We start from the raw sequence: 26,530 nt of genomic DNA, 5'->3' as shown, positions 1-26,530 counted from the left end.
CCGTGACGCTGGAGGCGGGCGCGGTTTTCGCCGGTTACCGGATCGAGCGCCTGCTGGGCTCGGGAGCCATGGGCGAGGTCTACCTGGCGCGACATCCCCGGTTGCCGCGCCACGACGCGCTCAAGGTGCTCTCCGGTGCATTGACCGCCGACGACGAATTCCGGCAACGCTTCCAGCTGGAAGCCGACGTTGCGGCGGGTCTTTTCCACCCCGACATCGTTGGTGTGCACGACCGTGGTGAGTTCGACGGGCGGCTCTGGATCGCCATGGACTACGTCGACGGGACCGATGCGGCTGCGCTGATCGCCAACCGGTTCCCGAACGGAATGCCGGAGGCCGACGCGCTGGCGATCATCACCGCCATCGCCGGTGCGCTCGACCACGCCCATCACCACGGGCTCTTGCACCGCGACGTCAAGCCCGCCAACATCATGGTGGCTGAGCCGGACGATGCCCCTCGACGGATCCTGTTGGCGGACTTCGGGATTGCGCGCCAGCTGGGCGAGGTCACCGGGCTGACCGCCACCAATTTCACCGTCGGCACCCTGTCGTACGCCGCCCCCGAACAGCTGATGGGCGAGACGCTGGACGGCCGGGCCGATCAGTACGCGCTGGCGGCCACCGCATTCCATCTGCTCACCGGCGTGCCGCCGTTCCGGGACGACAATCCGGTGGCGGTCATCAGCCGGCACCTGAGTGCCCCGCCACCGCGGTTGAGCGACCGGCGGCCGGAACTGGCCCACCTCGACGCGGTCGTGCTACGCGCGCTGGCCAAAGATCCCGCCGGCCGGTTCGACAGCTGTGCCGACTTCGCCGAGGCGCTTGCCGGAGCGACGGTCTCGGAGGTGGTCCCCGCCGGGGCCCGGCGGCGCCGCTGGCCGTGGGTGGCCGGCGGCGCGGCCGTGCTGGCAGGGGCGGCCGGTGCCCTGGGCCTGGTCGGCACAGACGGCGATCCGGATGGCGTCGTGCCCGCGGCTCCGACTACGACGGTGCGCCCGGCGCCGATCACGGTCACGGTGAGTGCGTCGGCCCCGCCGAGCGAGTCGGCTCCCTTGCCGCCCGCGCCGCTGATGTCGGCACCGCCGCCGACGTTAGTGCCACCGCCGGTGGCCTCGGCGGTGCCGGTCTCACCGCCGGCGGGAGCCAGTGCGATCTGCCGCGACGGCACCTACTCGTTCAGTAGGCACCGCAGCGGTGCATGCTCCAACCACGCCGGGGTGGGGCGATGGCTGAACCCGCCTCCGGAGTGAAAACCTCGCCACGCCCGCTACGCCCGCCACGCCGAACGTGAAAGTGGGTTCACGCTGGACGCCGACCGTGAACTTGGCTTCACGTTCGGCGGCGGGTACCGATCAGATACCGAACTGGGCCTTGATCTTTCGGGTCTGGAAGTGCTCGACGATGATGCCCAGCAGCGGAATGGTCCCGGCCAGCAGCACCCCGATGGTCTTGCCGAGTGGCCAGCGGACCTTGACCGCCAGGTTGAAGGTGGCCAGCAGGTAGGCGAAGTACACCCAGCCGTGCACCACGCCGATCCAGGTCGGCGGGTTGTCCACCTTGACCACGTAGCGCACCACGATCTCGTAGCACAGCGCGATCAGCCAGATCCCGGTTGTCCACGCCATCACCCGGTAGGGCAGCAGCGCGCCGCGGACCTTGTCGGCGGTGGCCCGGGCGGGTGTCTCGGTCATGCGGTATTCCTGTTCTGTCGGTCGTTCTCGGTGAGCTCGGCCAGATAGGCGTTGTATTCCCGCATCGCGGGGTCATCGGTGGATGCGGCGGCCGCTGGCCGCTGCGGCAACAGTCCGTCGGGTATCTCGGTCACCGCGTCGGCGGGGTGCAGCTCGGGAGGCTCTTCTTCGTAACGCACGAACTTGCGGTAGGCGTACACGCAGAACCAGGCGAACAGCGGCCACTGCAGCGCATAGCCCAGATTCTGGAAGTTGCCGTTGACCTCTTGGAACCGGGTCCACTGCCACCAGCCCAACGCCAGGCAGGCGCCGGCGGCGACGATCACCAGCACAACCAGTGCGGGTCTCCGACGTCGCGTAGTGGACACCGTATGAAGGTACCGCGCTGCGGTGCCCGACGGTCATGGCGTTGCGCGTCACCGGACACGTTCGGTGTTCGCCGTGCTGGTTAGACTGAGTGGCCTTTGCGGGCGTGGTGAAACTGGCATACACGATGGCTTTAGGTGCCATTGCTCGAAAGAGCGTGGGGGTTCGAGTCCCCCCGCCCGCACCAAAAAAACTCACACCGACAACGCGCTGCTCGCCGGGCCGGCCGGTGCCAGAATGGACGTCATCGTCCTCATCGGAGTGGGCGGATTGGGGCAGGTCCATGAACAGGAAAACCCTCGCGGCCGCGTTCGCCGTCCTGCTTGCCGGTGTTCTGCTGATGCCTATCGCATGCGCCGAGCCCACCGATGAAGATCAGGTGTTCTTCGATCAGCTGCAGCAGTCGGGCCTGCACCCCGATGCCGCCAAGCAAGTCTGCGGCTCGGCCAAGTGCGAGTCGCTGGGCACCATCTTGGTGGAGGAGGCCCACGTGGTCTGCTCGTCGCTGGGTGTCGCCCCGAAGGTGGTTCCGGTATCGGTGATCGCGAATCTGCAGGTCTCGCCCAGTGACGCGCATGCCGTCATCGAAGCTGCGCGGAGCGCTTACTGTCCGCAGTCGCCGGACCCGTACACGATGCTTCCCTGAGGCCGCCGCGGGCTCGGCGTGAGGTGATCACGACGCCGGCGGCGGCCACCGCCCAGATGACGTACTGCACCGTCCAGGCCAGCCGGAAGGCCGCGAAGGAATAACCGCCGGCCAGCGCGATGACGATCCCCATCGCTTGCATCACCAGCAGTGTCGCGATGAAACCACCGGTGTTGACCATGCCCTGCGCGGTGCCCAGCGCGGCGGGCGGGTTGAAGGTGCGGGCGAAGTCGAAGGCCAGGATCGAGACCGGCTGGCCCGCCGAGATCACCACGATCAGCACCGCAAGCAACCAGTGCGGCGCCGGTGAACGCAGCGCCAGTAGCACCGTCCAGACCAAGGCGGTCAGCGCGATCATCGTCAGCACCACCGTCTCGCGGTGCTGCGGACGGCGAGCCGACAGGGTCCCGACCAGCAGCCCGACCACCACGAACGTCACCACCGACAGCGTCAGCGACGCCCCGGCCAGACCGCGGGAGAGTCCTTGGGCGGTGGTGAGGTAGGGCACTCCCCACATCAGCGTGAAGACATTGGCCGAAAACGGTGTGCCCATATGGGTGAAGAAACCCAGCTTGGTGCCGGGCCTTGACCAGACGGCCTTGACGTCACCGAACACCGTCCGAAAACTGCGTGACTGCAACGCGATCGGTGTGCCCTCGGGCGCGTCGCGGCCCAGCGCAAGCATCAGGGTTACTGCCAGCACGCCCAGTGCCGCCGTCGACAGATATGCCGCCGTCCAGCCGCCGCGCAGCAGAATCGCCAGGAACGGCACCGCCGAGAGCAGCTGGCCGAACTGGCCGCAGATCCCTGTCAGCTGGGTCAGCAACGGAACGCGTTCGGGGGCAAACCAATTGGGCAGCAATCGGATGACCGAGATGAAGATGAACGCGTCGCCGAATCCGACCGCGCCGTAGGAGCCGATCGCGATGGGCAGCGAGTGGGTCAGCGCCAGGGTCAACTGCGCGGCGGACAACACCGTGACGCCGGTGGCGATCATCGCCTTGGGGCCGAAGCGGTCCAGCAGCACGCCCGCCGGAATCTGCATGGCCGCGTAAATGACCAGCTGCAGGAGCACGAACGACGACAGGGCCCCCGGGCCGGTGTGAAAGCGCTCGGCGGCGTCTAGGCCCGCCACTCCGAAGGTGGTGCGGTCCAGCACCGCGACCACATAGGCCAGCAGTCCGGTGCCCCACACGATCCAGGGACGCAATCTGGGCCCGCCTTGTCTGTCTGGTGCCGGACCTCGCAATGGTTACACACAAATTCGGCGCGAAAGTGCCCGGTGAGCGGAGAAAACCGCGCCGAAATCACCCGTCCTGGGCTGCCCTATCCTGTGACCGTGGTGATTTCCCGGCGTGACGTGCTCAAACTGGCCCCGGCCGCGGTCGGATTCGGTGCCGCGGCGTCGGCGCTGCTGGCTGCTGCCGCCGATGCGGACCCGCTCGGCATCCTGCTGGACTACTCGGCCGGGGTGCTGTCGGGCGCCGAGATCCGGGCGGCCGGAGCGGCCGGAGCGATCCGGTACGTCTCGGACCGGCGACCGGGGGCCGAATGGATGCTGGGCAAACCGATGCAGGCGGCCGAGGCGCACGACCTGCATCAGGCCGGCCTGAAGATCGTGTCCTGCTACCAGTTCGGCAAGCAGGCCACCGCAGACTGGCTGGGCGGCCATGACGCCGGGATCGAGCACGGCAAGCGCGGCCGGCAACTGCACGACGCGGCGGGCGGCCCGGATCAGGCGCCCATCTACGCCTCGATCGATGACAACCCGACGTTCGAGCAGTATCGGGAGCAGGTGGCGCCCTACCTGCGCGGCTGGGAGTCGGTGATCGGGCATGACCGCACCGGTGTGTACGCCAACTCCAAGACCATCGAGTGGGCGTTGCAGGACGGTCTGGGTTCGTTGTTCTGGCAGCACAACTTCGGCTCACCCGGCGGTGTCGCGCACCCGGCGGCCAACCTGCACCAGGTCGAGATCGACCGGCGCAAGGTCGGCGACATCGGGGTGGACGTCAACGAGATACTCACGCCGGCATTCGGTCAGTGGGTGTGACGGGTGACCGGCGTCACCGCCTCGCTTGTACACCGGGGCCGCAGCTGTCTACCGGCCATGTTGGCCCAGCCCGACGGTTTATAACGATTCAATAACAATGGAGCCTTGATCAGCGCCGTTGTGGCTACTCAACCGTAACCCCACTCCAACAGGACGTTTGTACCGGACGTTCGCGGCCGTCGTCGGAGCGGGTGATATTCGGGGCTGGGTTACCCGAGCGTAGAACTCACCAGTAACCAATTAGCTGCAGAAACGGCACAGGTTCTTATGACACTCTTACGGCTGTAGCGAGGCAGCGACGGTGCGAGATCCCGCTGCCCACAGCCGTATAGGCCTGAATCGGCCAGGACGCAGATGCGATGTACCAGACCAGGGGAGATGCATAACGTGACGATCCACGAACACGATCGGGTGGCTTCCGAAGGTGCGTATCCCGCGCCGTTCGCAAACGCCGCGTCTGCACTGGTGGATCGTCTGACGGCCGGTGAGCCGTTCGCGGTCGCCTTCGGCGGTCAGGGCAGCGCCTGGTTGGAGTCGCTGGAGGAGTTGGTGTCCTCGGCCGGGATCGAGACCGAATTGGCCACCCTGGCCGGTGAAGCCGACCTGCTGCTGCAGCCGGTCGCCCAGGAACTCGTGGTGGTGCGGCCCATTGGCTTCGAGCCGCTGCAGTGGGTGCGTGCGCTGGCCGCCGAGGACGCGATTCCGTCGGCCAAGCAGTTGACCTCGGCGGCGGTCTCGGTGCCGGGCGTGCTGCTCACCCAGATGGCCGCGGTGCGGGCCCTGGCCCGTCAGGGCCTGGACCTGTCGGCCACCCCACCGGTCGCGCTTGCCGGACACTCCCAGGGAATCCTGGCCGTCGAGTCGGTGAAGGCCGGCGGCGCCACCGACGTGCAACTGCTGGCGATCGCCCAGCTGGTGGGTGCCGTCGGAACCCTGGTGGCGCGTCGTCGCGGCATCGTGGTCCTCGGTGACCGCTCGCCGATGGTGTCGGTGGGCAACGCCGACCCCGAGCGCATCCACGAACTGCTGGAAGAGTTCGCCCAGGACGTGCGGACCGTGTTGCCGCCGGTGCTGTCCATCCGCAACGGCCGGCGTTCCGTCGTCATCACCGGCACCCCCGAGCAGCTGTCGCGCTTCGAGTTGTACTGCGAGCAGATCGCCGAGAAGGAGGCCGCCGAGCGCAAGAACAAGCTGCGCGGCGGCGCGGTGTTCGCGCCGGTCTTCGAGCCGGTCCAGGTTGAGGTCGGATTCCACTCGCCGCGGCTGGCCGACGGCATCGAGATCGTGGTGGACTGGGCCACCCGGGCAGGCTTCGACGCCGATGGCATCGCGCTGGCCCGTGCGACGGCCGAGTCGATCCTGGTCGGCCAGGTCGACTGGGTCGACGAGATCACCGAACTGCACGAGGCGGGTGCCCGCTGGATTCTGGACCTGGGACCCGGCGACATCCTGACCCGGCTGACCGCACCGGTGATCCGCGGCCTGGGCATCGGGATCGTGCCGGTGGCCACCCGCGGCGGCCAGCGCAACCTGTTCACCATCGGCGCCGTGCCGGAGGTGGCCCGGCCCTGGAGCAGCTATGCGCCCTCGACGGTGCGGCTGCCCGACGGCCGGATCAAGCTCGACACCAAGTTCACCCGGTTGACCGGCCGGTCGCCGATCCTGCTGGCGGGGATGACGCCGACGACCGTCGACGCCAAGATCGTCGCCGCGGCCGCCAACGCCGGACACTGGTCAGAGCTGGCCGGCGGTGGGCAGGTCACCGAAGAGATCTTCGATGCCCGCATCGCCGAGCTGACCACCCTTCTCGAGCCGGGCCGCACGGTCCAGTTCAACTCGCTGTTCCTGGACCCGTACCTGTGGAAGCTGCAGGTCGGCGGAAAACGCTTGGTGCAGAAGGCCCGTGCGTCCGGTGCACCGTTCGACGGTCTGGTGATCAGTGCCGGCATCCCCGAGCTGGAGGAGGCCGTCGAGCTGATCGCCGAGCTCAATGAGGCGGGTATCAGCAACGTGGTGTTCAAGCCCGGCACCGTCGAGCAGATCCGGTCGGTGATCCGCATCGCCGCCGAGGTGCCCACCACGCCGGTGATCGTGCACGTCGAAGGTGGCCGCGCCGGTGGCCACCACTCCTGGGAGGACCTCGACGACCTGCTGCTGGCGACCTACTCCGAGCTGCGCTCGCAGCCCAACATCACCGTCTGCGTCGGCGGCGGAATCGGCACCCCGGAGCAGGCTGCGGAGTACCTGTCCGGGCGGTGGTCGCAGCAGTACGGTTTCCCGTCGATGCCGGTGGACGGCATCCTGGTCGGCACCGCGGCGATGGCCGCGCTGGAAGCCACCACTTCGCCGGCGGTGAAGCAGATGCTGGTCGACACCAAGGGCACCGACCACTGGATCGGCGCCGGAAAAGCCCAGGGCGGCATGGCCTCTTCGCGCAGCCAGCTCGGCGCCGACATCCACGAGATCGACAACGTCGCCTCGCGGTGCGGACGGCTGCTCGACGAGGTCGCCGGCGACGGTGAGGCGGTCGCGGCCCGCCGTGACGAGATCATCGCGGCGCTGGCCGACACCGCCAAGCCCTACTTCGGCGATGTCACCGAGATGACCTACGCGCAGTGGCTGCGCCGCTACGTCGAGCTGACGATCGGTGAGGGGAACTCCACCGCCGACACCGCGTCGCCGGACAGCCCCTGGCTGGCCGACACCTGGCGCGAGCGGTTCGGGCAGATGCTGCAGCGCGCCGAAGCCCGGCTCAACGAGATCGAGTCCGGCCCGATCGAGACGCTGTTCGCCGACGCGCACGCGTCGATCCTGGAGCGCCCGGACCAGGCCATCGCCGCGCTGCTGGCCGCCTACCCGGAGGCCGAGACCGTCGTCCTGCACCCGGCAGACGCGCCGTTCTTCACCCAGCTGTGCAAGACGCCGGGCAAGCCGGTCAACTTCGTGCCGGTGATCGACAAGGACGTCCGCCGCTGGTGGCGCAGCGACTCGCTGTGGCAGGCCCACGATGCCCGCTACACCGCCGAGCAGGTCTGCATCATTCCCGGCATCACCGCGGTCGCCGGTATCACCAGGGTCGACGAGCCGGTCGGTGAGCTGCTGGACCGCTTCGAGCAGGCCGCGATCGACCAGGTGCTCGCCGCCGGCGGCGAGCCCCGACCGGTCAGCGCGCGCCGCCGGGGCCGCACCGATGTGACCGGTCCGCTGGCCGTGCTGCTGGATGCCCCCGACGTGCTGTGGGCCGGCCGCACCGCCACCAACCCGGTGCACCGGATCGCTGCCTCCGACGAGTGGCAGGTGCACGAGAACCGCACCGCCACCCACCCGTCGACCGGGGCGCGCCTGGAGGTCGAGTCGGAGTCGAATGTCGTGCTCAGCGTGCCGCTGTCCGGCGTCTGGATCGACATCCGCTTCACCGTTCCGCCGTCGGCCGCCGACGGCGCGACCCCGCAGGTCTCCACCGAGGACGCGGCCACCGCCATGCGCTCGGTGCTGGCGATCGCCGCGGGCGTCGACGGTCCCGGCGCACTGCCGCCGGTCGTCGACGGCACCGCCACCGTGACGGTGGGCTGGAACCCCGAGCAGGTCGCCGACCACGCCGGGGTGACCGCCACCTTCGGTGCGCCACTGGCTCCCGGCCTGTCGACGGTGCCCGACGCCTTGGTGGGCCGCTGCTGGCCCGCGGTGTTCGCCGCCATCGGCTCCGCGGTCACCGACACCGGATTCCCGGTCGTGGAGGGCCTGCTCTCGCTGGTGCACCTGGACCACGCGGCGCACCTGCTTGCCGCACTGCCTGCCGAGCCGGCCGAATTGACCGTCGTGGCAACGGCTTCGGCGGCCACCGACACCGAGGTGGGTCGTGTCGTCCCGGTCTCGGTGACGGTTACCGCAGCCGACGGAACGGTGCTGGCCACCCTCGAGGAGCGGTTCGCGATCCGCGGCCGCACCGGTGCCGCCGAGCTGACCGACCCGGTGCGGGCCGGTGGAGCGGTCTCCGACAACGCCACCGACACCCCCCGTCGTCGTCGCCGTGACGTGACGCTGACCGCGCCGGTCGACATGCGGCCGTTCGCGGTGGTCTCCGGTGACCACAACCCCATTCACACCGACCGGGCCGCCGCGCTGCTGGCCGGCCTGGCGGGCCCAATCGTGCACGGCATGTGGCTCTCGGCCGCGGCCCAGCACGTGGTGACCGCCACCGATGGCCGGGCCCGCCCGCCGGCCCGGATGATCGGGTGGACGGCGCGTTTCCTGGGCATGGTCAAGCCTGGCGACGACGTCGACTTCCGGGTGGACCGGGTCGGAATCGACTTGGGCGCAGAGGTTCTGGAGGTGCAGGCACGCATCGGCTCGGATCTGGTGATGTCGGCGACGGCACGGCTGACCGCGCCGAAGACCGTGTACGCGTTCCCGGGGCAGGGCATTCAGCACAAGGGCATGGGCATGGAGGTCCGGGCCCGTTCCAAGGCCGCCCGCAAGGTCTGGGATGACGCGGACAAGTTCACCCGCGACACCCTGGGCTTCTCGGTGCTGCACGTGGTTCGCGACAACCCGACGTCCCTGATCGCCTCCGGGGTGCACTACCAGCACCCCGAGGGTGTGCTGTACCTGACGCAGTTCACCCAGGTGGCGATGGCCACGGTGGCCGCGGCACAGGTTGCCGAGATGCGTGAGCAGGGCGCCTTCGTCGAAGGTGCGATCGCCTGCGGTCACTCGGTGGGTGAGTACACCGCGTTGGCCTGCGTCAGCGGGGTCTACGAACTGGAAGCGCTGCTGGAGGTGGTGTTCCACCGCGGCTCGAAGATGCACGACATCGTGCCGCGCGACGCGATGGGCCGGTCCAACTACCGGCTGGCCGCGATCCGGCCGTCGCAGATCGACCTCGACGACGCCGACGTCACCGCGTTCGTCGCCGAGATCGCCGAGCGCACCGGCGAATTCCTGCAGATCGTGAACTTCAACCTGCGCGGTTCGCAGTACGCGATCGCCGGCACCGTCGCCGGTCTGGAGGCGCTGGAGGCCGAGGTCGAGCGGCGCCGCGAGATCAGCGGCGGCAAGCGGTCGTTCATCCTGGTGCCCGGCATCGACGTGCCGTTCCACTCCGAGGTGCTGCGTATCGGCGTCGACGACTTCCGCCGCTCGCTGGAGCGGGTGATGCCGCGTGGCCAGGACCCCGACCTGATCATCGGCCGCTACATCCCCAACCTGGTGCCCAAACCGTTCACCCTGGATCGTGAGTTCATCCAGGAGATCCGTGACCTGGTGCCGGCCGAACCGCTTGACGAGGTGCTGGCCGACTACGACACCTGGCGCAACGAGAAGCCGGCCGACTTGTGCCGCAAGATCGTCATCGAACTGCTGGCCTGGCAGTTCGCCAGTCCGGTGCGCTGGATCGAGACCCAGGATCTGCTGTTCATCGAGGAGGCCGCCGGCGGCTTGGGCGTGGAGCGGTTCGTCGAGATCGGGGTGAAGACCGCCCCGACGGTCGCCGGGCTGGCCACCAACACGCTCAAGTTGCCCGAATACGCCCACAGCACAGTGGAAGTGCTCAACTGCGAGCGCGACGCCGCGGTGCTGTTCGCCACCGACACCGACCCCGAGCCGGAGCCCGAAGAAGAGGAAGCCCCGGCCGAGGCATCGGCGGACGGCGCTCCCGCGGAAGCGGCCTCAGCGCCCGCCGCACCGGCTGCGCCTTCCGGGCCGAGTGGTGGCCCGCGCCCCGACGACATCGGGTTCGACGCCGCCGACGCCACGCTGGCGTTGATCGCGCTGAGCGCCAAGATGCGTATCGACCAGATCGAGGCTCTGGACTCCATCGAGTCCATCACCGACGGCGCGTCCTCGCGACGCAACCAGCTGCTGGTGGACCTGGGGTCGGAGCTGAACCTCGGTGCCATCGACGGCGCTGCCGAAGCAGACCTGTCCGGGCTGAAGTCGCAGGTGACCAAGCTGGCGCGCACCTATAAGCCTTACGGCCCGGTGCTGACCGATGCGATCAACGACCAGCTCCGCACGGTCCTCGGGCCGTCCGGCAAGCGCCCCGGCGCCATCGCCGAACGGGTCAAGAAGACCTGGGAGCTCGGCGACGGCTGGGCCAAGCACGTCACCGTCGAGGTGGCGCTGGGCACCCGTGAGGGCACCAGCGTGCGCGGCGGAGCCCTGGGCGGTCTGCATGAGGGCGCGCTGGCCGACGGCGGCGCCGTCGACAAGGCTATCGATGCCGCCGTCGCCGCGGTCGCCGCGCGCCGCGGTGTCGCGGTCAGCCTGCCGTCCGCCGGTGGTGGCGGCGGCGCGACGGTGGACGCCGCCGCGCTCGGAGAGTTCACCGCGCAGATCACCGGCCGTGACGGCGTGCTCGCCTCGGCGGCCCGGCTGGTGCTGGGTCAGCTCGGGTTCAGCGACGATATGGCCGCGGTCCCCGCGGGGGCCACCGACGCCGAGCTGATCGACCTGGTCAGTGCCGAACTCGGTTCGGACTGGCCGCGTCTGGTGGCGCCGGCGTTCGACGGGCGCAAGGCGGTGCTGTTCGACGACCGCTGGGCCAGTGCCCGCGAAGACCTGGTCAAGCTCTGGCTGACCGACGAGCGCGACATCGACGCCGACTGGCCCCGGCTGGCGGAGCGCTTCGAGGGCGCCGGCCACGTGGTGGCCACCCAGGCTTCCTGGTGGCAGGCCCGGTCGCTGGCCTCCGGCCGGCAGATTCACGGCTCGTTGTACGCCCGGATCGCCGCCGGTGCGGAGAACCCCGGTCGCGGCCACTACAGCAGCGAGGTGGCGGTGGTGACCGGCGCCTCGAAGGGCTCGATCGCCGCCTCGGTGATCGGTCAGCTGCTCGAGGGCGGCGCGACCGTCATCGCGACCACGTCGCGGCTCGATGACGACCGCTTGGCGTTCTACCGCAACCTGTACCGCGAGCACGCCCGCTACAGCGCGGCGCTGTGGGTGGTGCCGGCCAACATGGCCTCCTACGCCGACATCGACGCACTTGTCGAGTGGGTGGGCACCGAGCAGTCCGAAAACCTTGGGCCGCAGTCGATTCACCTCAAGGATGCGCAGACCCCGACGCTGCTGTTCCCGTTCGCGGCACCGCGGGTGACCGGGGACCTCTCGGAAGTCGGTGCGCGTGCCGAGATGGAGATGAAGGTCCTGCTGTGGGCGGTGCAGCGCCTGATCGCCGGTCTGTCGAAGATCGGTGCCGAGCGCGACATCGCCTCCCGGCTGCATGTGGTGCTGCCCGGCTCGCCCAACCGCGGGATGTTCGGCGGTGACGGCGCCTACGGCGAGGCCAAGGCGTCGCTGGACGCGCTGGTGTCGCGCTGGAAGGCCGAGTCGTCCTGGGCGTCTCGCGTCAGCCTGGCGCACGCCCTGATCGGCTGGACCCGCGGCACCGGGCTGATGGGCCACAACGACGTGATCGTGGACGCGGTCGAGGAAGCCGGCGTCACCACCTACTCGAGCGAGCAGATGGCGGCGATGCTGCTGGGTCTGTGCGACGTCGAGTCCAAGGTGGCCGCGGCCAACTCGCCGATCGAGGCCGACCTGACCGGCGGACTGGCCGAGGCGAACCTGGACATGGCCGAGCTGGCCGCGAAGGCCCGCGAGGAGATGACCGCGGAGGCGTCCGTCGACGACGAAGTGACCGAGGGAACCATTCCGGCACTACCGAACCCGCCACGCGGCTACACCCCGGCGCCCCCGCCGGTCTGGGAAGACCTCGACGTCGACCCGGCCGACCTGGTGGTCATCGTCGGCGGCGCCGAACTGGGGCCGCTGGGCTCGTCGCGCACCCGCTTCGAGATGGAGGTCTCCGGCGAGCTGTCGGCCGCCGGTGTGCTGGAGCTGGCCTGGACTACCGGTCTGGTCAAGTGGGAGGACGACCCGGTCCCCGGTTGGTACGACACCGCGACCGGCGAGCTGATCGATGAGGCCGAACTGGTCGAGCGTTACCACGACACCGTGGTGGAGCGGGTCGGCGTCCGCGAGTTCGTGGACGACGGCGCGATCGATCCCGACCACGCCTCGCCGCTGCTGGTCAGTGTGTTCCTGGACAAGGACTTCTCGTTCGTGGTCTCCAGCGAGGCCGACGCGCGGGCGTTCGTCGAGTTCGACCCCGAGCACACCGTGGTGCGCCCGGTGCCGGACTCATCGGACTGGCAGGTGATCCGCAAGGCGGGCACCGAGATCCGGGTGCCGCGCAAGAACAAGCTGTCACGCACCGTGGGGGCTCAGATCCCGACCGGATTCGACCCGACGGTGTGGGGCATCAGCGCCGACATGGCCACCTCGATCGACCGGGTGGCGCTGTGGAACATTGTGGCGACCGTGGACGCATTCCTGTCGGCGGGCTTCACCCCGACCGAGTTGATGCGCTGGGTGCACCCGTCGCTGGTGGCCAGCACCCAGGGCACCGGCATGGGCGGCATGACCTCCATGCAGACCATGTACCACGGCAACCTGCTCGGGAAGGCCAAGCCGAACGACATCCTGCAAGAGGTTCTGCCGAACGTCGTTGCCGCGCACGTGGTTCAGAGCTACGTCGGGTCCTACGGCTCGATGATCCACCCGGTGGCGGCCTGCGCCACCGCAGCGGTCTCGGTCGAAGAGGGCGTCGACAAGATCCGGCTGGGCAAGGCCGAGCTGGTGGTCGCCGGCGGCTACGACGACCTGACGCTGGAGGCCATCATCGGCTTCGGTGACATGGCGGCCACCGCCGACACCGAGATGATGCGGGCCAAGGGCATCAGCGACTCGAAGTTCTCCCGCGCCAACGACCGGCGCCGGCTGGGCTTTGTCGAGGCCCAGGGCGGTGGCACCATCCTGCTGGCCCGCGGCGACCTGGCGGCCAAGATGGGTCTGCCGGTGCTGGCGGTGGTGGGCTACGCGCAGAGCTTCGCCGACGGCGTGCACACCTCCATCCCGGCCCCGGGCCTGGGTGCGCTCGGCGCCGGCCGGGGTGGCAGCGACTCGATGCTGGCCCGTTCGCTGGCCAAGCTGGGGGTGGGTGCCGACGACATCGCGGTGATCTCCAAGCATGACACCTCGACGCTGGCCAACGACCCCAACGAGACCGAGCTGCATGAGCGGCTGGCCGACTCGCTGGGCCGCTCGGACGGCGCGCCGCTGTTCGTGATCAGCCAGAAGAGCCTCACCGGGCACGCCAAGGGCGGCGCGGCGGTCTTCCAGCTGATGGGGCTGTGCCAGGTGCTGCGCGACGGGGTCATCCCGCCGAACCGCAGCCTGGACTGCGTCGACGACGAGCTGGCTGGTGCCGGGCACCTGGTGTGGGTGCGCGAGACGCTGGAGCTGGGGGAGAAGTTCCCGCTCAAGGCCGGTCTGGTCACCAGCCTCGGATTCGGCCACGTGTCCGGTCTGGTCGCGTTGGTCCACCCGCAGGCGTTCCTGGCCGCGCTCGACCCGGCTCAGCGCGAGGCGTACCTGGCGCAGGCCTCCGGGCGCGTGCTGGCCGGTCAGCGTCGGCTCGCCTCGGCTATCGCCGGCGGCAAGCCGATGTACGAGCGGCCCGCCGACCGGCGGTTCGACCACGATACGTCGGAGAAGCGCCAGGAGTCGGCGATGCTGCTCAACCCGGCGGCTCGGCTCGGCGACGGCGACGTCTACATCGGCTGAGGTCTCCGGGCTGCGTTCAGCTGGTGGCGTTGGCTTCGCGCCAGCGGAGCGCATCGAGTGCGACCGCCACTTGAACGATGTTGTCGGCCAGGGGTTTCGGCAGCATCCGGTCAGCCTGGTCCAGCCGCCGTAACAGCGTGCTGCGGTGGGTGTACAGCCGCGCGGCCGTGCGCGAGGCGTTGCACTGCTCGTGGATGAACGTCAGCACAGCGGTATGCATTTGGGCGCTTGCCGACCGGAAGTCGCCCAGTACCTCGTTGATGAATTCGTCGGCGGCTTGGGGGTCGTGGGTGATCAACGCGGTCAGCTGAACGTCGGTGTAGAACGCCAGTCGCTGAGGTGAGTTGAGCCGGGTCAGCATCCGCTGGGCGGTCAGTGCGGCGAAGTGGCTGCGGCGAAACCCGTCGATGCCGTCGTGGGTAGGTCCGATCGTCATCCGAACATCCGGGGTCGCGTCGATGGCCGCACGCAGCCGACCGGTATCCAGATCGGCGCCACCGGCTACCCATACCCAGCGGCTGGCTGCAGTGGCCAGGACGCTCAGGGGGCGCGGCGACCCGGCTGCTTGGGCGAACGCTTCGGCGGTGCGATCGAGGTGGCTCAGATCGCCCGCAGTGTTATCGGTCCAGATGATCGCCGCGGTTTGGCGCCGTTGCAGCGGGTAGCCGAGGCGGGCTTCAGCGCGCTGCACTCTGATGGGCGCCCCATCGAGAAGCAACGCGACCACTTCTCGGCGTTCCGCGTGGGTGCCGCGGGTCAGCTCGTCGCGCTCCAGTTCGATCTGAGCGGAGATGCCGGCCAGTGTGGCGTCGATGAAGGTGCTGATAGACCGCGACGACACATCGAGCAGCTCGTAGAGTTCGGCTGGATCGGAGGTCAGGGCAAACGCGATCTGCATCCAGCGCCGCCAGGCCTCGCCCTCCGCGACGCGGTATGCATCCAGTTCGGCGGCGTCCAGTCCGCGGCGTACCAGATCACGCGCGATCCCGAGTGGTTCCGGGCCGAGGTTGGCGGGCACTTGCGCGCCGGGGTCACGCATGTTTGCGGTGGCCCAGTAGATGAGATTGGCGCGGTTGGTACGGCTGATCGCTGCGGCCAAAGTCGGATCGGCGGCCAGCGCCGGATTGGCGGCGACCGTGGCCCGATCCAGCTCATCGAGCCATTCAGCAGGCGCATTGATGACCGCCTGGGCGCCCTGCCGGATCAGCTCGCAGACCTGCGGTGACGGAGCATTCCACGGCATGGGGACCACCGTAGACTTGTGCGACATTATGTAGCGCGGAATAGGCGTATTTGCGGCATTTTGTGCTGGACGGAGCGTGCTACCCCGTCGTTACAGTGATGCAACTCTCACTCAACGACATCTGAGGTACAACCCATGAATTCAGCGCTTCGTCCCTACGTGACCACCGGTATCGCCCTGGTCGGTGCCGGCGTCGTCATCGCTGCCCCGGTGGCATCATCCGCTCCTGACGCTCTGGTGCGCGGGGTGTATCTGACCGCCGGCTCATCGGAACTGCAATCGGCGGTCGACGCGTTGCACGACGCGGCGCAACAGATCTCGGCGACCAACAGTGCCTACCCGTTCATCACGCCGTTCGATCTGACCCGGCTGCCCCAATACATTCAGAACACCGCGATGGCCGGGCTTCGCCTGGAGCTCAATCAGATTGAGACGGATAAGGGCTACGAGCTCAATGGGGGCGTGTTCCGGTACGTGACCAATGCCGGTGCCGCGGAACCGCAGAGCTTCAACAATGATCCGAACCCGGACACCTTCTATCACTTCGTCACGCTCGGAGATCAGCCGCAGACGGTCACCATCGACCCCGGACCCGGCACCAAGGATGTGACCTTCACGCCGATGTCGGGTGACGGCCTGACCCAGGATTTCGTGTCGCTGCGCGGCTACGACCTGTCGCAATTCACCCCCAACTCCGATGGCACCTACACGATCACGCTCAGCCCCACGGAGCAGCCCGGCAACTGGGTGGACACCTCCGGGGCCCAGACCCTCATCACGCGCGACACCATCGGTGACTGGGGTCTGCTGCACGACAACATCACCTACGAATCTCAATCGTCGTTCATCATGCCGGTGCTCTCGGACAGTCAGATCTCGTCGACGCTGGGCGCCCTGGCCACCGCGATGGTTCACGACAACGGTGCGCCGACCAACTACGGGATTCAGCACCTCCAAGACACGCTCCCGGACAACTCGTTCACGCCCATCTCCGCAACGCTCGGGCAGATCGCCGGCGGGCCGATCCTGCCCGGGCAACTCGCCAGCTTCGGTCACTTCGCCCTCGGGGCCGATCAGGCGCTCATCGTCAAGGTGCCCAATATCGACGCCCCCTATTCGGCGATCCAGAGTAACGACGCCTGGGCGAACAATTATTCGTCGGTGACCGCACAGGGCTCGCTCAATGTCACCAATACGTTCCATGACGCGGACGGCTTCACCTACTACGTCATCAGCGGCCAGGACCCGGGTGTGGCGAACTGGATTGACAACTCCGGAGCCCCCGACGGAAATATCCTGATGCGCTGGCAGGGAGTGACCGGCTCTGGACCGACTGCCGGCGTGCAGACCGAGGTGGTCAACATCGCCGACGTCCGCAACGCGTTACCGGCTGACATGCCGACGGTCAGTGCCGCAGAACGCGCCGCCGACCTTCAACTTCGACTGTTCGAGAACGGCTATAGCCAGCATCAACTCCTCGGCCCCGGCTGGGCGACGGCCCACCTCGAACTCGACCAGATCAAGAACGCAATCGGCGCCGACGAGTTCAACCAGATATTCGGCGGGCAGACCGATGTGCCCTCGGTGTTGGATCGAATCACCGATCCGACGCTGGTTCCCGACATGAGCACTCTGGGCCACGCCGTCTTTGCCGATCCCCTCGGCAGCCTGTCGGCGCTGATCAACAACCTGCCCCTGGCGGTCAAAGACATCGAAATGCCGATGGTTCTGGCGGCGCTGCGCCTCGACCTCGCGTTGGGCAGCGGCGGTCACGCATTGGGGCTGGACACCCTGTTCAACGACATTTTCACCGACCCGGCGAGCAGCATCACGGCAGGCATTCTCAACGCTCGCGATGACTTGTCGGTGGCGATCATGCACGCCGACAGCTACACACTTTCAGCGAGCGACTTCACCTCCGCATGGGATCAGCTGGCCCAGTCCAGCCAATCGATCTCGGAGATGCTCTCGGCGGGATTCAGCTATCTGCTAGGCGATCTGGCGCCGTAACGTGTCGGTCGGACGTGGTGACCCGGGGCGCCAGGATGAGCCACGACCTGGCCCCGGCCATGCCGGTGATACCCGTTGAGCGCCCGTATTCGATAGATTACGGTTCGTGGCAATCGTTGGTGTCGGGATCGACCTTGTTTCCATCCCCGACTTCGCCGAGCAGGTCGACCAACCGGGCACGGTGTTCGCCGAGACGTTCACCCCCGGTGAGCGGCGTGACGCCTCCGACAAGAGTTCGTCGGCGGCCCGGCACCTGGCGGCCCGCTGGGCGGCCAAGGAGGCGGTGATCAAGGCCTGGTCGGGATCGCGGTTCGCCCAGAAGCCGGTCCTGCCGGAGGCGATTCACCGCGACATCGAGGTGGTCACCGACATGTGGGGCCGGCCCAAGGTGCGGCTCTCCGGGGAGATCGGCCGGCACCTGGCCGAGGTGACGATCCACGTGTCGCTGACCCACGAGGCCGACACTGCGGCCGCCGTCGTCATCCTGGAGACCTGATCGCCCCTCCTCCCGCGAGCGTGCACAAGTGTCCGGCAAAATCCCAGGTGAGGGTGTGCCTAGGTGCACCCTCGATGGGAAGGGGTGGTGAACCGTGAGTGATCTGGTACAGCGAGTGCGCGATGTCCTGCCATCGGTGCGGGCCGACCTGGAAGCACTGGTGCGCATCGAATCGGTGTGGGCCGACCCGGCACGCCGGCCCGAGGTGCATCGCAGCGCGCAGCTGACCGCAGACCTGCTGAGCCAGGCGGGATTTCCCGAGGTGCGCATCGTTGCCGAGGGCGGCGCCCCGGCGGTGATCGCGCACTATCCAGCGCCCGAAGGCGCGCCGACGGTACTGCTCTATGCCCACCACGACGTGCAGCCCGAGGGCGACGCGAGCCAGTGGACCTCGCCGCCGTTCGAACCGACCGAGCGTGACGGCCGGCTCTATGGTCGCGGCAGTGCCGACGACAAAGCCGGCATCGCAACACATCTGGCGGCCTTCCGGGCGCACGGCGGCCGGCCTCCGGTCGGGGTGACGGTCTTCGTCGAGGGTGAGGAGGAGTCCGGGTCACCGTCGCTGGGCGCGCTGCTCGCCGCGCACCGCGACGCCCTTCGCGCCGACGTGATCGTGATCGCCGACTCCGACAACTGGAGCACCGAAACCCCCGCGCTGACGGTGTCACTGCGCGGCCTGGCCGACTGCGTGGTGGAAGTCGCCACGCTGGAGCACGGCCTGCATTCCGGGCTGTGGGGTGGGGTGGCGCCCGACGCGCTGAGCGTGCTGGTGCGACTGCTGGCCGGTCTGCACGATGACGACGGCAACGTTGCGGTTGCCGGCCTGCACGAAAGCACTGCGGCTCCAGTCGATTACCCGCCGGGTCGGGTGCGTGCCGATACCGGCCTGCTCGACGGTGTGGCCGAGATCGGATCCGGCTCGGTGCCGCAGCGGATGTGGGCGAAGCCGGCGATCACCGTCATCGGTATCGACACGACCAGCATCGCGGCGTCATCGAACACGTTGATCCCACGTGCCCGGGCCAAGATCAGCCTGCGGGTGGCTCCCGGCGGGGATGCCGCCCAACATCTGCGGGCGCTGATAACCCATCTGGAACAACATGTCCCGTGGGGAGCGCACGTCACCGTCACCCCCGGAGATGTCGGCCAGCCGTATGCCATCGACGCCAGCGGCCCGGTGTACGACGCGGCCAGGGCGGCGTTCACCCAGGGGTGGGGTGTCGAACCGATCGACATGGGCATGGGCGGCTCGATCCCGTTCATCGCCGAGTTCGCCGCCGCCTATCCTCAGGCGACCATCCTGGTGACCGGAGTGGAAGATCCGGGGACCCAGGCGCACAGCATCAACGAGAGTTTGCATCTGGGGGTGCTGGAACGCGCCGCCACCGCCGAGGCGCTCCTGCTGGCCAAACTGGGTGGCCAGCCCAACTGATGATCGCAGGGCCCTGATCGGCCGGCCCACAACGGCGACTTGTGATTGCATGGGGAGATGGCGCTCAGCTCCCGCATGCCCGAATTGTCGGCGTTCGAAGTGTTGCTGGCCATCGCACAGACCGGCAGTCTCGGCGCCGCCGGCAAGCAATTGGGCCTGACGCAGCAGGCGGTTTCGGCACGCCTGTCGGCCATGGAGGCGCAGATCGGTGTGCGGCTTGCAGTCCGAACTGCCAGGGGCTCCCGACTGACTTCGGCCGGCGCCGTCGTGACGGAGTGGGCGGATCAACTCCTGGACGTCGCCGCGCAGGTCGATGCGGGACTGGCGTCGCTGCGGACCGAGAGCCGCCAGAAGATGAAGGTGGCCGCGAGTCTGACGATCGCCGAGCAACTGATGCCCCGATGGATCGTGTCGCTGCAGGCCTCCGCCACCCGCGCCGGCCGGGCGGCCCCGGAGGTCGTCTTGACCGCGACCAACAGCGAGCAGGCGATCTCGAGCGTCCGAGACGGATCGGCGGACCTGGGCTTCATCGAGAGCCCGGGGGTGTTGTCCGGTATCCGAAGCCGGGTTGTCGCGCACGACGATCTCGTGGTGATCGTGCCACCCGGCCACAAGTGGGCGCGCCGCGCCAAGGGCGTGAGTGCGGCCGAGCTCAGCGGGACTCCCCTGGTGGTACGGGAACTCGGCTCGGGAACCCGCGATTCACTGACGGCGGCCTTGCGCGCTGTCCTGGGCCACGATGTCCAGGAAGCACATCCGGTGTTGGAGTTGTCTTCTTCGGTGGCCGTGCGCGGGGCTGTCCTGGCCGGGGCCGGCCCGGCGGTGATGAGCAGGTTGGCGGTCGCCGATGACCTTGCGGTCGGCCGGCTACGACGGGTAGTAGTGCCGGAACTGGATCTGCACCGCGATCTGAGGGCGATCTGGACGGGCGGGCGGACGCCACCGGCCGGTGCGGTCCGGGACCTGTTGAGTCACATCGGCTGACGACCGCTAGGCGCTGTACTTCAGCCACAGGGGCAGGACGCAATTGATCCGATGCATGAACTTGCTCAGTCCGACGCGGTATTCGGCAGATCCGAAGGAGTCGATTCCGTACTCGGGGAAGGCAATTCCCACCCCGAACAATCCCGGGGCGAGAATCCCGTTGGCGGAATCGTATTCCAGCTCGCCCCACTGCGGGGCCGCCGGGAGCTGTCTTCGGGTGAACCCCACGGTATAGACGACGTGACTGCAGGCCGACAGCTGTTCGGAGAACTCCGGGCTGTCCACCCGGTATCTTTCGAGACGCTCGGGGTGTGTCCCGTCAATGTTCTCGCGGGCCCACTCGGCGGCTCTGCCTTTGAGGCCGCTGTCATCGAAGAGAATCCGGTCGTCCAGGTACAGAGCGTATTTGGTTGGGCTTCGGTAGAAGTTGACCACCTTCTGGACGGGCGTCGCTAACAGGTTGGGCAGTGCCACCATCGATGAGTGCGACGAGCCGAAGACGGCCACCGTGGCATCCGCCAAGGCTAGCTGTCCGAGCTTTTCGGGGTCGAGGGCGACCTCGAGCGGAATCTCCTCCAACCGGTGATCGAGCTTCTTGGGAACCGAACCGACGGCAAGTATGACGTTCAGCGCCTCGATCTCGCTGCCCGTTGTGCGCACCACCCACCGTCGGTTGCGCAAGGTGAGGTCGGTTGCCGTCGCGCGAATCGAATTGACCCGCTCACTCAGGTGCTGCGTGATCCAGAGCAGCGGATCGGCGACCAGGCCGAGTAGGCACGTCTGGCCGGGGTCGATGTCGGTCAGCTCGAACGGGGGAGCGTCGGCGAAACGAAACGACGGTGAGGCCTTCAAGTAGTCGAGGAACAGTCCGACATGGGTGTTGCCCGGGACGGCACGCCATTTGGTGCCCAGGTCACCGGCGGCGAATTCAGGGTCGACCCAGGCGATCTGCTCCCCGGTGATGCCATGATCGAGCAGTCTGCCCACCGCGGCGATCCCCGCGGGGCCGGCTCCTATCACCGCCCAGCTGTGCAGCGTCATTGTCCTGCCTTCCAGGGTCGGGGTCAGCGCGCCGTGAGCACAATGCTCCGCCCGATTGCCGGCTGTGACTAGTGGTTTGTCTTTGTCTACCCACAAGCGGTGGTTGTGGCCCGGATCGGGACCGCCTACGCCGACGCCGACGAGACGTTGGCGAAACTGGGGTACGCCCCGAACCGCCGGCGGGGCCAGGTCGGATTCACCCACCACGCCCAGCGACTCAGACGTCGAGATCCCGCCGTAGTTTGGCGACGTGCCCGGTGGCCCGCACGTTGTACTGAGCCTCGGCGATCTTGCCCTGCTCGTCGACGACGAACGTCGAGCGGATCACGCCCTGCACCTTCTTGCCGTACATCATCTTCTCGCCGTAGGCGCCCCAGGCCGCCAAAACCGTGCGGTCCGGGTCGGACAGCAGCGGGAAGGTCAGACCTTCGGCGTCGCGGAACTTGGCCAGCTTGGCCGGCTTGTCGGGGGAGATGCCCACGACGTCGAGTCCGGCGTCGTTGAACTCGCGCAGGTTGTCCCGGAAGTCGCAGGCCTGCTTGGTGCAGCCGGGGGTGGACGCCGCCGGGTAGAAGTAGACGACGACCCGCCGCCCCCGGTAATCGGCCAGTGACACGGTGTTGCCGTCGGCGTCGGGAAGGCTGAACGCGGGCGCTTTGTCGCCCGTCGTCAGGCGTGCGGTGTCGGTCAACGACTGCCCCTTTCTGCTCGCCGGAGGGTGCGAATCACCCCGGCTGCTCTAGGGTAGTTCGACAAGGACAGACTCGGGCGGACAGGGAGGACGACAGTGGCGGAGCGCGATCCCGAACGGATCAAGAGGGACATCGATCAGGCGCGCGAGCAGCTGGCGTCGACGGTGGACATTCTTGCGGAGCGGGCGAACCCCCGTCAGCTGGCCGACCGGGTCAAGGCTCGAGCCGTCGAGTTCGTCACGCAACCGGTGGTGCTGGTCTCGCTGGCCGGTGCAGGAGGCCTACTCGTCATCCTGGCGTTCCGCCGGGTCCGCCGCCGCTAACGGCGTCCCCGCGCAGTAGCGCGAAGATTGGCTCTGGCGCCGCGAAGCCGTCAGGACAAGGATGTTGCGGTGCACGCGCAACAACCACCGGCCCCCAGGCCGGACACCATCGGCTACACGCTCAAACGGCTGCTGCTCGGCCGGCCGTTGGTCACCGGGCAGCTGCAGTCCCAGCGGCTGTCCAATCCCGTTGCCCTGGGCGTACTTTCACCCGACGCCATCTCCTCGAATGCTTACGGTGTCGAAGAGATACTGATCGAGCTGCTGCCGTTCGCAGGCCTGGCCGCGTTCACCCTGCTGCTGCCGATCACCGGCGTGGTGCTGTTGATCCTCGTGCTGGTGACGGCGTCGTATCGCCAGGTGGTGATGACATACACCCGCGCGGGTGGGTCCTACATCGTGGCGCGGGAGAACTTCGGCCCGCGCGCGGCACAGGTCGCGGCGGCGGCGCTGCTGATCGACTACGTGGTGACGGTGGCGGTGCAGTCCGCGGCCGGCACGGTGGCCGTCGTCTCGGCCATCCGCCCGCTGGGCCCCTACAGCCTGGAGATCACCGTGGCCGTGGTGATCGGGATGTGTTATGCGAACCTGCGCGGCGTCAGGGAGGCCGGTCGATCATTCGCGATCCCGACCTACTTCTTCGTGGTCATGCTCGGGCTGATGATCGTCACCGGTGTGGTGCGTGAGATCTTCTGGGGCCTACCGGTTTACGACGCCGAGAACATCGCCGGAACCATACCGGTCCATCACAGCGACGGGCTGGTGATGGGGGCGACGATCCTGGTGGTGCTGCGGGCGTTCGCCAACGGTGGATCGTCGCTGACCGGTGTTGAGGCCATCTCCAACACCGTCAGCGTCTTCCACAAGCCGCAGGGCCGCAACGCCCGCCGAGTGCTCACCACGATGGCCTGCATCCTGGGGTTCCTGCTGGCCGGCGTCACCTACCTGGCGTTTCGTACGCACACCCCGCCCTATGCGGCCGGCTATCCCTCGGTGCTGTCCGAGGTGGCGCGGGCGGTGTTCGGCGGCGGGTGGCTGGGACAGATCCTCTACGTCCTGGTACAGGCCGCGACGGCGCTGATCCTGTTCACCGGGGCCAACACCAGCTTCAATGGATTCCCCATGCTGGCCAGCTTCGTCGCCGAAGACCGTTTTCTGCCCCGGCAGTTGACCAAGCGCGGTCATCGGCTGGTGTTCTCCAACGGGATCATCACCCTGGCCGTGCTGGCGCTGGCACTGCTGGTGATAACCGGAGGTTCGGTCAACGCGCTGGTGCCGTTCTACGCCATCGGAGTGTTCACCGGGTTCGCGATGGCCGGCTACGGGATGACCAAACATCATGTGACACACCGGGAACCGGGCTGGCGCCGCAAATTCGCCATCAACCTCTCGGCAGCGGTGCTGTCCACCGTCGTGGTGGGCATCTTCGCGGTGGCGAAGTTCACCGAGGGGGCGTGGCTGGTGGTGGTGATCTTCCCGCTGCTGGTTCTGGCCCTGATCCGCCTGAACCGCGAATATCGCGCCGAAGCCGCGATTCTGGAGCGATTCCGCACCGACCGTCCCGACGTCATCAAGTACGCCCGGCACCGGGTGATGGTGTTCGTGCATTCGCTGGACCCGGCCGTCGTGGAGGCCCTGCGTTACGGCAGGGGCTTGCATGCCGATGATCTGACCGCCGTGCACCTGATGCTCGACGCAGCCCATGCCGCGGTGCTGCAACGGCGCTGGGACTACTACGGGCTGGACACCCCACTGCGGGTGGTGGACTGCCCGGATCGCCGGCTGACCCGCACGGCTCAACAACTGGTGGACGCCGCGCGCCGCGAATACCCCGACTCGCACGTGACTGTTCTGCTGCCCCGGCGCACCTACGCGCCGGTGCTGGGCCGGCTGCTGCACGACCGCACCGCCGACCGGATCGCCAAGGCGGTGAGCCTGATTCCCGACGCGGCGGCCACGATCGTGCCCTACGACGTGCAATCGCGGATCCGGCAGGCGTTCCCGGACCTGTTCGAGCAGCGGCTGGCCCGTGAGGTCGAGAAACTGCAGCAGTGGGTGGCCCGCAACGACCAGCAGGTGTTCGACCGCTACGAGCATCCGGTGCCACCGCCGGACGTCATCGCCGTGGACGGGCTGATCGCCGGGCACCTGGCCACCGTCGAGGGCCGGGTCAGTGAGGTCGACGACACGATCAGCCGCGGAAAGCCGGTGCGCGTGGTGGTGATCGGCGACGGCAGCGGTGAGCTGCGCGCCAGGTTCCACGCCGGGCGGGGTACCGACATCGCCCCCGGGGACATCGTCGCGCTCACCGGCAAGGCCCGGCAGAGCGGCAACGAGCCGGTGTACATGGCTGATCCGAGCTATCGGATCGTCGACGTCACAGAAGAGCCGGAACCGGCCGAGTAGCGCACGTCGTGCGGTGTGGGTGCGCCGTCAGGGTTTCGAACCCCGGACCCGCTGATTAAGAGTCAGCTGCTCTACCAACTGAGCTAACGGCGCTGGGCGGTCAAGACCGCGAGAGAGACAATAACAGGCCCTGCGCCGCCGGGCGAAATCACCGGCGGCCGAACTCGCGACATAAGCGGTGCGACCTTTTACCCACTAGACTGCCTGCGAGCAGTTTGAGCAGGTTATTAGGTGGGAAGAACATGACGCAGGTTGGTTCGACGCGCCGCCGGCGGGAGCGATTCCGGCTGGTGGCGTTGCTGGTGGTGCCGGCTGTGATGCTGGGGCTGAGCGCGTGCGGCAACAATGCCGATGCCGAAGCCGCCAAGATCATCACGGACAAGGGCACCCCTTTTGCCGACCTGCTGGTGCCCAAGCTCACCGCATCGGTCACCGACAAGGCTGTCGGTGTGGCGGTGGACACTCCGGTGACGGTGACCTCCGAGGACGGCGTGCTCGACTCGGTGACGATGGTCAACGAGAACGGCGCGGTCGTCGACGGCAAGCTCAGCGCCGACGGGCTGACGTGGTCGACGACCGAACCGCTCGGCTACAACAAGCGCTATACGGTGACCGCGAAGTCACTCGGACTCGGCGGTGCGACCAGCCGTCAGATGACCTTCCAGACCCACTCGCCGCAGAACCTGACGATGCCCTACATCGTGCCGCGCGAGGGTGAGGTCGTCGGCGTCGGACAGCCGGTGATGATCAAGTTCGACGAGAACATCGCCGACCGTGCCGCGGCCGAGAAGGCCATCAAGATCACCACCGAGCCGGAGGTGACGGGCGCGTTCTACTGGCTCAACAGTCGCGAGGTGCGCTGGCGGCCGCAGTCCTACTGGAAGCCCGGAACCACCGTGAACGTGGCGGTGAACACCTACGGGATCGACCTGGGCAACGGTGTGTACGGCCAGGACAACGCGGCCAGCCGCTTCGTGATCGGCGACGAGCTGATCGCCACCGTCGATGACGACACCAAATCCATGGTGGTACGCATCAATGGCGAGGTCGCCAAGACCATGCCGGTGTCGATGGGCAAGGAAAGCACCCCCACCAACAACGGCACCTACATCGTCGGCGAACGGTTCGCCCACATCGTGATGGACTCATCGACCTACGGTGTTCCGGTCAACTCGCCCAACGGCTATCGCACCGACGTCGACTGGGCCACCCAGATCTCCTACAGCGGGATCTTCGTGCACTCGGCACCTTGGTCGGTGGGCGCCCAGGGCTACGCCAACACCAGCCACGGCTGCATCAACGTGAGCCCCAGCAACGCCCTGTGGTTCTACGACCACGTCAAGCGCGGCGACATCGTGCAGATCTCCAACACGATCGGGCCGCCACTGCCCGGGATCGAGGGCCTCGGTGACTGGAACGTCCCGTGGTCGCAGTGGCTGGCCGGCAACGCCAACGAACCAACGCGCTAGACGGTATGGGGGGCTGGGGCCTCACTCACATGTGAACGTGGGTTGCCGACA

At 68.0% G+C, this 26,530-nt stretch carries 17 protein-coding genes, 2 tRNA genes and 1 pseudogene; 13 read left to right on the top strand and 7 right to left on the bottom strand.

Annotated elements, in window-relative coordinates:
- The first annotated feature begins 2 nt into the window (after nucleotides 1-2).
- Nucleotides 3-1,250: a protein kinase domain-containing protein gene (locus K6T84_RS22150; RefSeq protein ID WP_224865076.1), complete on the top strand. Its 1,248-nt coding sequence runs from the start codon at nucleotides 3-5 to the stop codon at nucleotides 1,248-1,250.
- A 102-nt stretch (nucleotides 1,251-1,352) separates the two neighbouring features.
- On the opposite strand, the gene K6T84_RS22145 is transcribed toward K6T84_RS22150, so the two are convergent.
- Both K6T84_RS22145 and K6T84_RS22140 read right to left on the bottom strand, forming a co-directional pair.
- On the bottom strand, nucleotides 1,353-1,691 hold the full coding sequence (locus tag K6T84_RS22145; protein WP_224865077.1) for a DUF3817 domain-containing protein: 339 nt from the start codon (nucleotides 1,689-1,691) through the stop codon (nucleotides 1,353-1,355).
- Entirely contained in the window at nucleotides 1,688-2,059 is a 372-nt protein-coding gene (locus tag K6T84_RS22140) for a hypothetical protein (protein WP_224865078.1), read from the bottom strand. The genes K6T84_RS22145 and K6T84_RS22140 overlap by 4 nt, the downstream gene beginning before the upstream one ends.
- A 98-nt stretch (nucleotides 2,060-2,157) precedes the next feature.
- On the opposite strand from K6T84_RS22140, the gene K6T84_RS22135 reads away from it, so the two are divergent.
- Both K6T84_RS22135 and K6T84_RS22130 read left to right on the top strand, forming a co-directional pair.
- A tRNA-Leu gene (locus tag K6T84_RS22135) sits at nucleotides 2,158-2,244 on the top strand.
- A 96-nt stretch (nucleotides 2,245-2,340) separates the two neighbouring features.
- Nucleotides 2,341-2,703 (top strand): DUF732 domain-containing protein, encoded by a 363-nt coding sequence (locus K6T84_RS22130; RefSeq protein ID WP_225401714.1) that lies wholly within the window; start codon nucleotides 2,341-2,343, stop codon nucleotides 2,701-2,703.
- Here the strand turns inward: K6T84_RS22130 and K6T84_RS22125 are convergent.
- A complete protein-coding gene (locus tag K6T84_RS22125) occupies nucleotides 2,639-3,913 on the bottom strand; it encodes an MFS transporter (protein ID WP_225401715.1) in 1,275 nt (424 codons plus the stop codon). The genes K6T84_RS22130 and K6T84_RS22125 overlap by 65 nt on opposite strands.
- Before the next feature lie 129 nt (nucleotides 3,914-4,042).
- Between K6T84_RS22125 and K6T84_RS22120 the strand changes: the two genes are divergently transcribed.
- Nucleotides 4,043-4,756, top strand: coding sequence for a DUF1906 domain-containing protein (locus tag K6T84_RS22120; RefSeq protein ID WP_224865081.1), 714 nt, complete (start codon nucleotides 4,043-4,045; stop codon nucleotides 4,754-4,756).
- A 387-nt stretch (nucleotides 4,757-5,143) separates the two neighbouring features.
- Complete coding sequence (locus K6T84_RS22115) at nucleotides 5,144-14,383, top strand: type I polyketide synthase (protein WP_224865082.1); 9,240 nt, start codon at nucleotides 5,144-5,146, stop codon at nucleotides 14,381-14,383.
- Between the two features lie 16 nt (nucleotides 14,384-14,399).
- Here the strand turns inward: K6T84_RS22115 and K6T84_RS22110 are convergent, their stop codons facing one another.
- The gene (locus K6T84_RS22110) at nucleotides 14,400-15,626 is read right to left on the bottom strand and encodes an Rv1453 family transcriptional regulator (protein ID WP_225401716.1); all 1,227 of its coding nucleotides are present in this window, start codon (nucleotides 15,624-15,626) and stop codon (nucleotides 14,400-14,402) included.
- Nucleotides 15,627-15,761: 135 nt separating this feature from the next.
- Here K6T84_RS22110 and K6T84_RS22105 point away from each other — a divergent pair, with 135 nt between their 5' ends.
- From K6T84_RS22105 to K6T84_RS22090, 4 genes are all read left to right on the top strand, one after another.
- Nucleotides 15,762-17,636 (top strand): DUF1254 domain-containing protein, encoded by a 1,875-nt coding sequence (locus tag K6T84_RS22105; protein ID WP_225401717.1) that lies wholly within the window; start codon nucleotides 15,762-15,764, stop codon nucleotides 17,634-17,636.
- 106 nt (nucleotides 17,637-17,742) lie between these two features.
- Complete coding sequence (gene acpS / locus K6T84_RS22100) at nucleotides 17,743-18,132, top strand: holo-ACP synthase AcpS (RefSeq protein WP_225401718.1); 390 nt, start codon at nucleotides 17,743-17,745, stop codon at nucleotides 18,130-18,132.
- A 94-nt stretch (nucleotides 18,133-18,226) separates the two neighbouring features.
- Complete coding sequence (locus tag K6T84_RS22095; protein WP_225401719.1) at nucleotides 18,227-19,564, top strand: dipeptidase; 1,338 nt, start codon at nucleotides 18,227-18,229, stop codon at nucleotides 19,562-19,564.
- Nucleotides 19,565-19,621: 57 nt separating this feature from the next.
- A complete protein-coding gene (locus K6T84_RS22090) occupies nucleotides 19,622-20,548 on the top strand; it encodes a LysR family transcriptional regulator (RefSeq protein WP_225401720.1) in 927 nt (308 codons plus the stop codon).
- A gap of 6 nt (nucleotides 20,549-20,554) precedes the next feature.
- Here K6T84_RS22090 and K6T84_RS22085 read toward each other — a convergent pair whose 3' ends face one another.
- Nucleotides 20,555-21,589, bottom strand: a complete 1,035-nt coding sequence (locus tag K6T84_RS22085) for an FAD/NAD(P)-binding protein (protein ID WP_225401721.1) — start codon at nucleotides 21,587-21,589, stop codon at nucleotides 20,555-20,557.
- 105 nt (nucleotides 21,590-21,694) lie between these two features.
- On the opposite strand from K6T84_RS22085, the pseudogene K6T84_RS22080 reads away from it, so the two are divergent.
- Nucleotides 21,695-21,799 (top strand): annotated as a pseudogene (locus K6T84_RS22080) (3-keto-5-aminohexanoate cleavage protein); the annotation flags it as partial.
- Nucleotides 21,800-21,806: 7 nt separating this feature from the next.
- Here the strand turns inward: K6T84_RS22080 and bcp are convergent.
- Entirely contained in the window at nucleotides 21,807-22,280 is a 474-nt protein-coding gene (gene bcp / locus K6T84_RS22075; RefSeq protein WP_224865087.1) for a thioredoxin-dependent thiol peroxidase, read from the bottom strand.
- 96 nt (nucleotides 22,281-22,376) lie between these two features.
- Here bcp and K6T84_RS22070 point away from each other — a divergent pair, with 96 nt between their 5' ends.
- Both K6T84_RS22070 and K6T84_RS22065 read left to right on the top strand, forming a co-directional pair.
- Complete coding sequence (locus K6T84_RS22070; RefSeq protein WP_224865088.1) at nucleotides 22,377-22,604, top strand: DUF3618 domain-containing protein; 228 nt, start codon at nucleotides 22,377-22,379, stop codon at nucleotides 22,602-22,604.
- Nucleotides 22,605-22,673: 69 nt separating this feature from the next.
- Entirely contained in the window at nucleotides 22,674-25,010 is a 2,337-nt protein-coding gene (locus K6T84_RS22065; RefSeq protein ID WP_225401722.1) for an amino acid permease, read from the top strand.
- A gap of 20 nt (nucleotides 25,011-25,030) precedes the next feature.
- On the opposite strand, the gene K6T84_RS22060 is transcribed toward K6T84_RS22065, so the two are convergent.
- Nucleotides 25,031-25,103 (bottom strand) — tRNA-Lys (locus K6T84_RS22060).
- A 149-nt stretch (nucleotides 25,104-25,252) separates the two neighbouring features.
- Between K6T84_RS22060 and K6T84_RS22055 the strand changes: the two genes are divergently transcribed.
- A complete protein-coding gene (locus K6T84_RS22055) occupies nucleotides 25,253-26,479 on the top strand; it encodes a L,D-transpeptidase (protein WP_224865090.1) in 1,227 nt (408 codons plus the stop codon).
- Nucleotides 26,480-26,530: the final 51 nt, after the last annotated feature.

Source organism: Mycobacterium zoologicum (assembly GCF_020181635.2).
GTDB lineage: Bacteria > Actinomycetota > Actinomycetes > Mycobacteriales > Mycobacteriaceae > Mycobacterium > Mycobacterium zoologicum.
The sequence above is the reverse complement of the archived record's forward strand: the minus strand, read 5'-3'. Positions and strand labels throughout refer to the sequence as shown.

Bases quoted from the DNA above. Each gene is read 5' to 3' on its own strand.
- K6T84_RS22145 (WP_224865077.1), bottom strand. From the start codon at position 1,691: ATGACCGAGACACCCGCCCGGGCCACCGCCGACAAGGTCCGCGGCGCG.
- K6T84_RS22130 (WP_225401714.1), top strand. From the start codon at position 2,341: ATGAACAGGAAAACCCTCGCGGCCGCGTTCGCCGTCCTGCTTGCCGGT.
- K6T84_RS22110 (WP_225401716.1), bottom strand. From the start codon at position 15,626: ATGCCGTGGAATGCTCCGTCACCGCAGGTCTGCGAGCTGATCCGGCAG.
- K6T84_RS22105 (WP_225401717.1), top strand. From the start codon at position 15,762: ATGAATTCAGCGCTTCGTCCCTACGTGACCACCGGTATCGCCCTGGTC.
- K6T84_RS22090 (WP_225401720.1), top strand. From the start codon at position 19,622: ATGGCGCTCAGCTCCCGCATGCCCGAATTGTCGGCGTTCGAAGTGTTG.
- K6T84_RS22085 (WP_225401721.1), bottom strand. From the start codon at position 21,589: ATGACGCTGCACAGCTGGGCGGTGATAGGAGCCGGCCCCGCGGGGATC.
- K6T84_RS22055 (WP_224865090.1), top strand. From the start codon at position 25,253: ATGACGCAGGTTGGTTCGACGCGCCGCCGGCGGGAGCGATTCCGGCTG.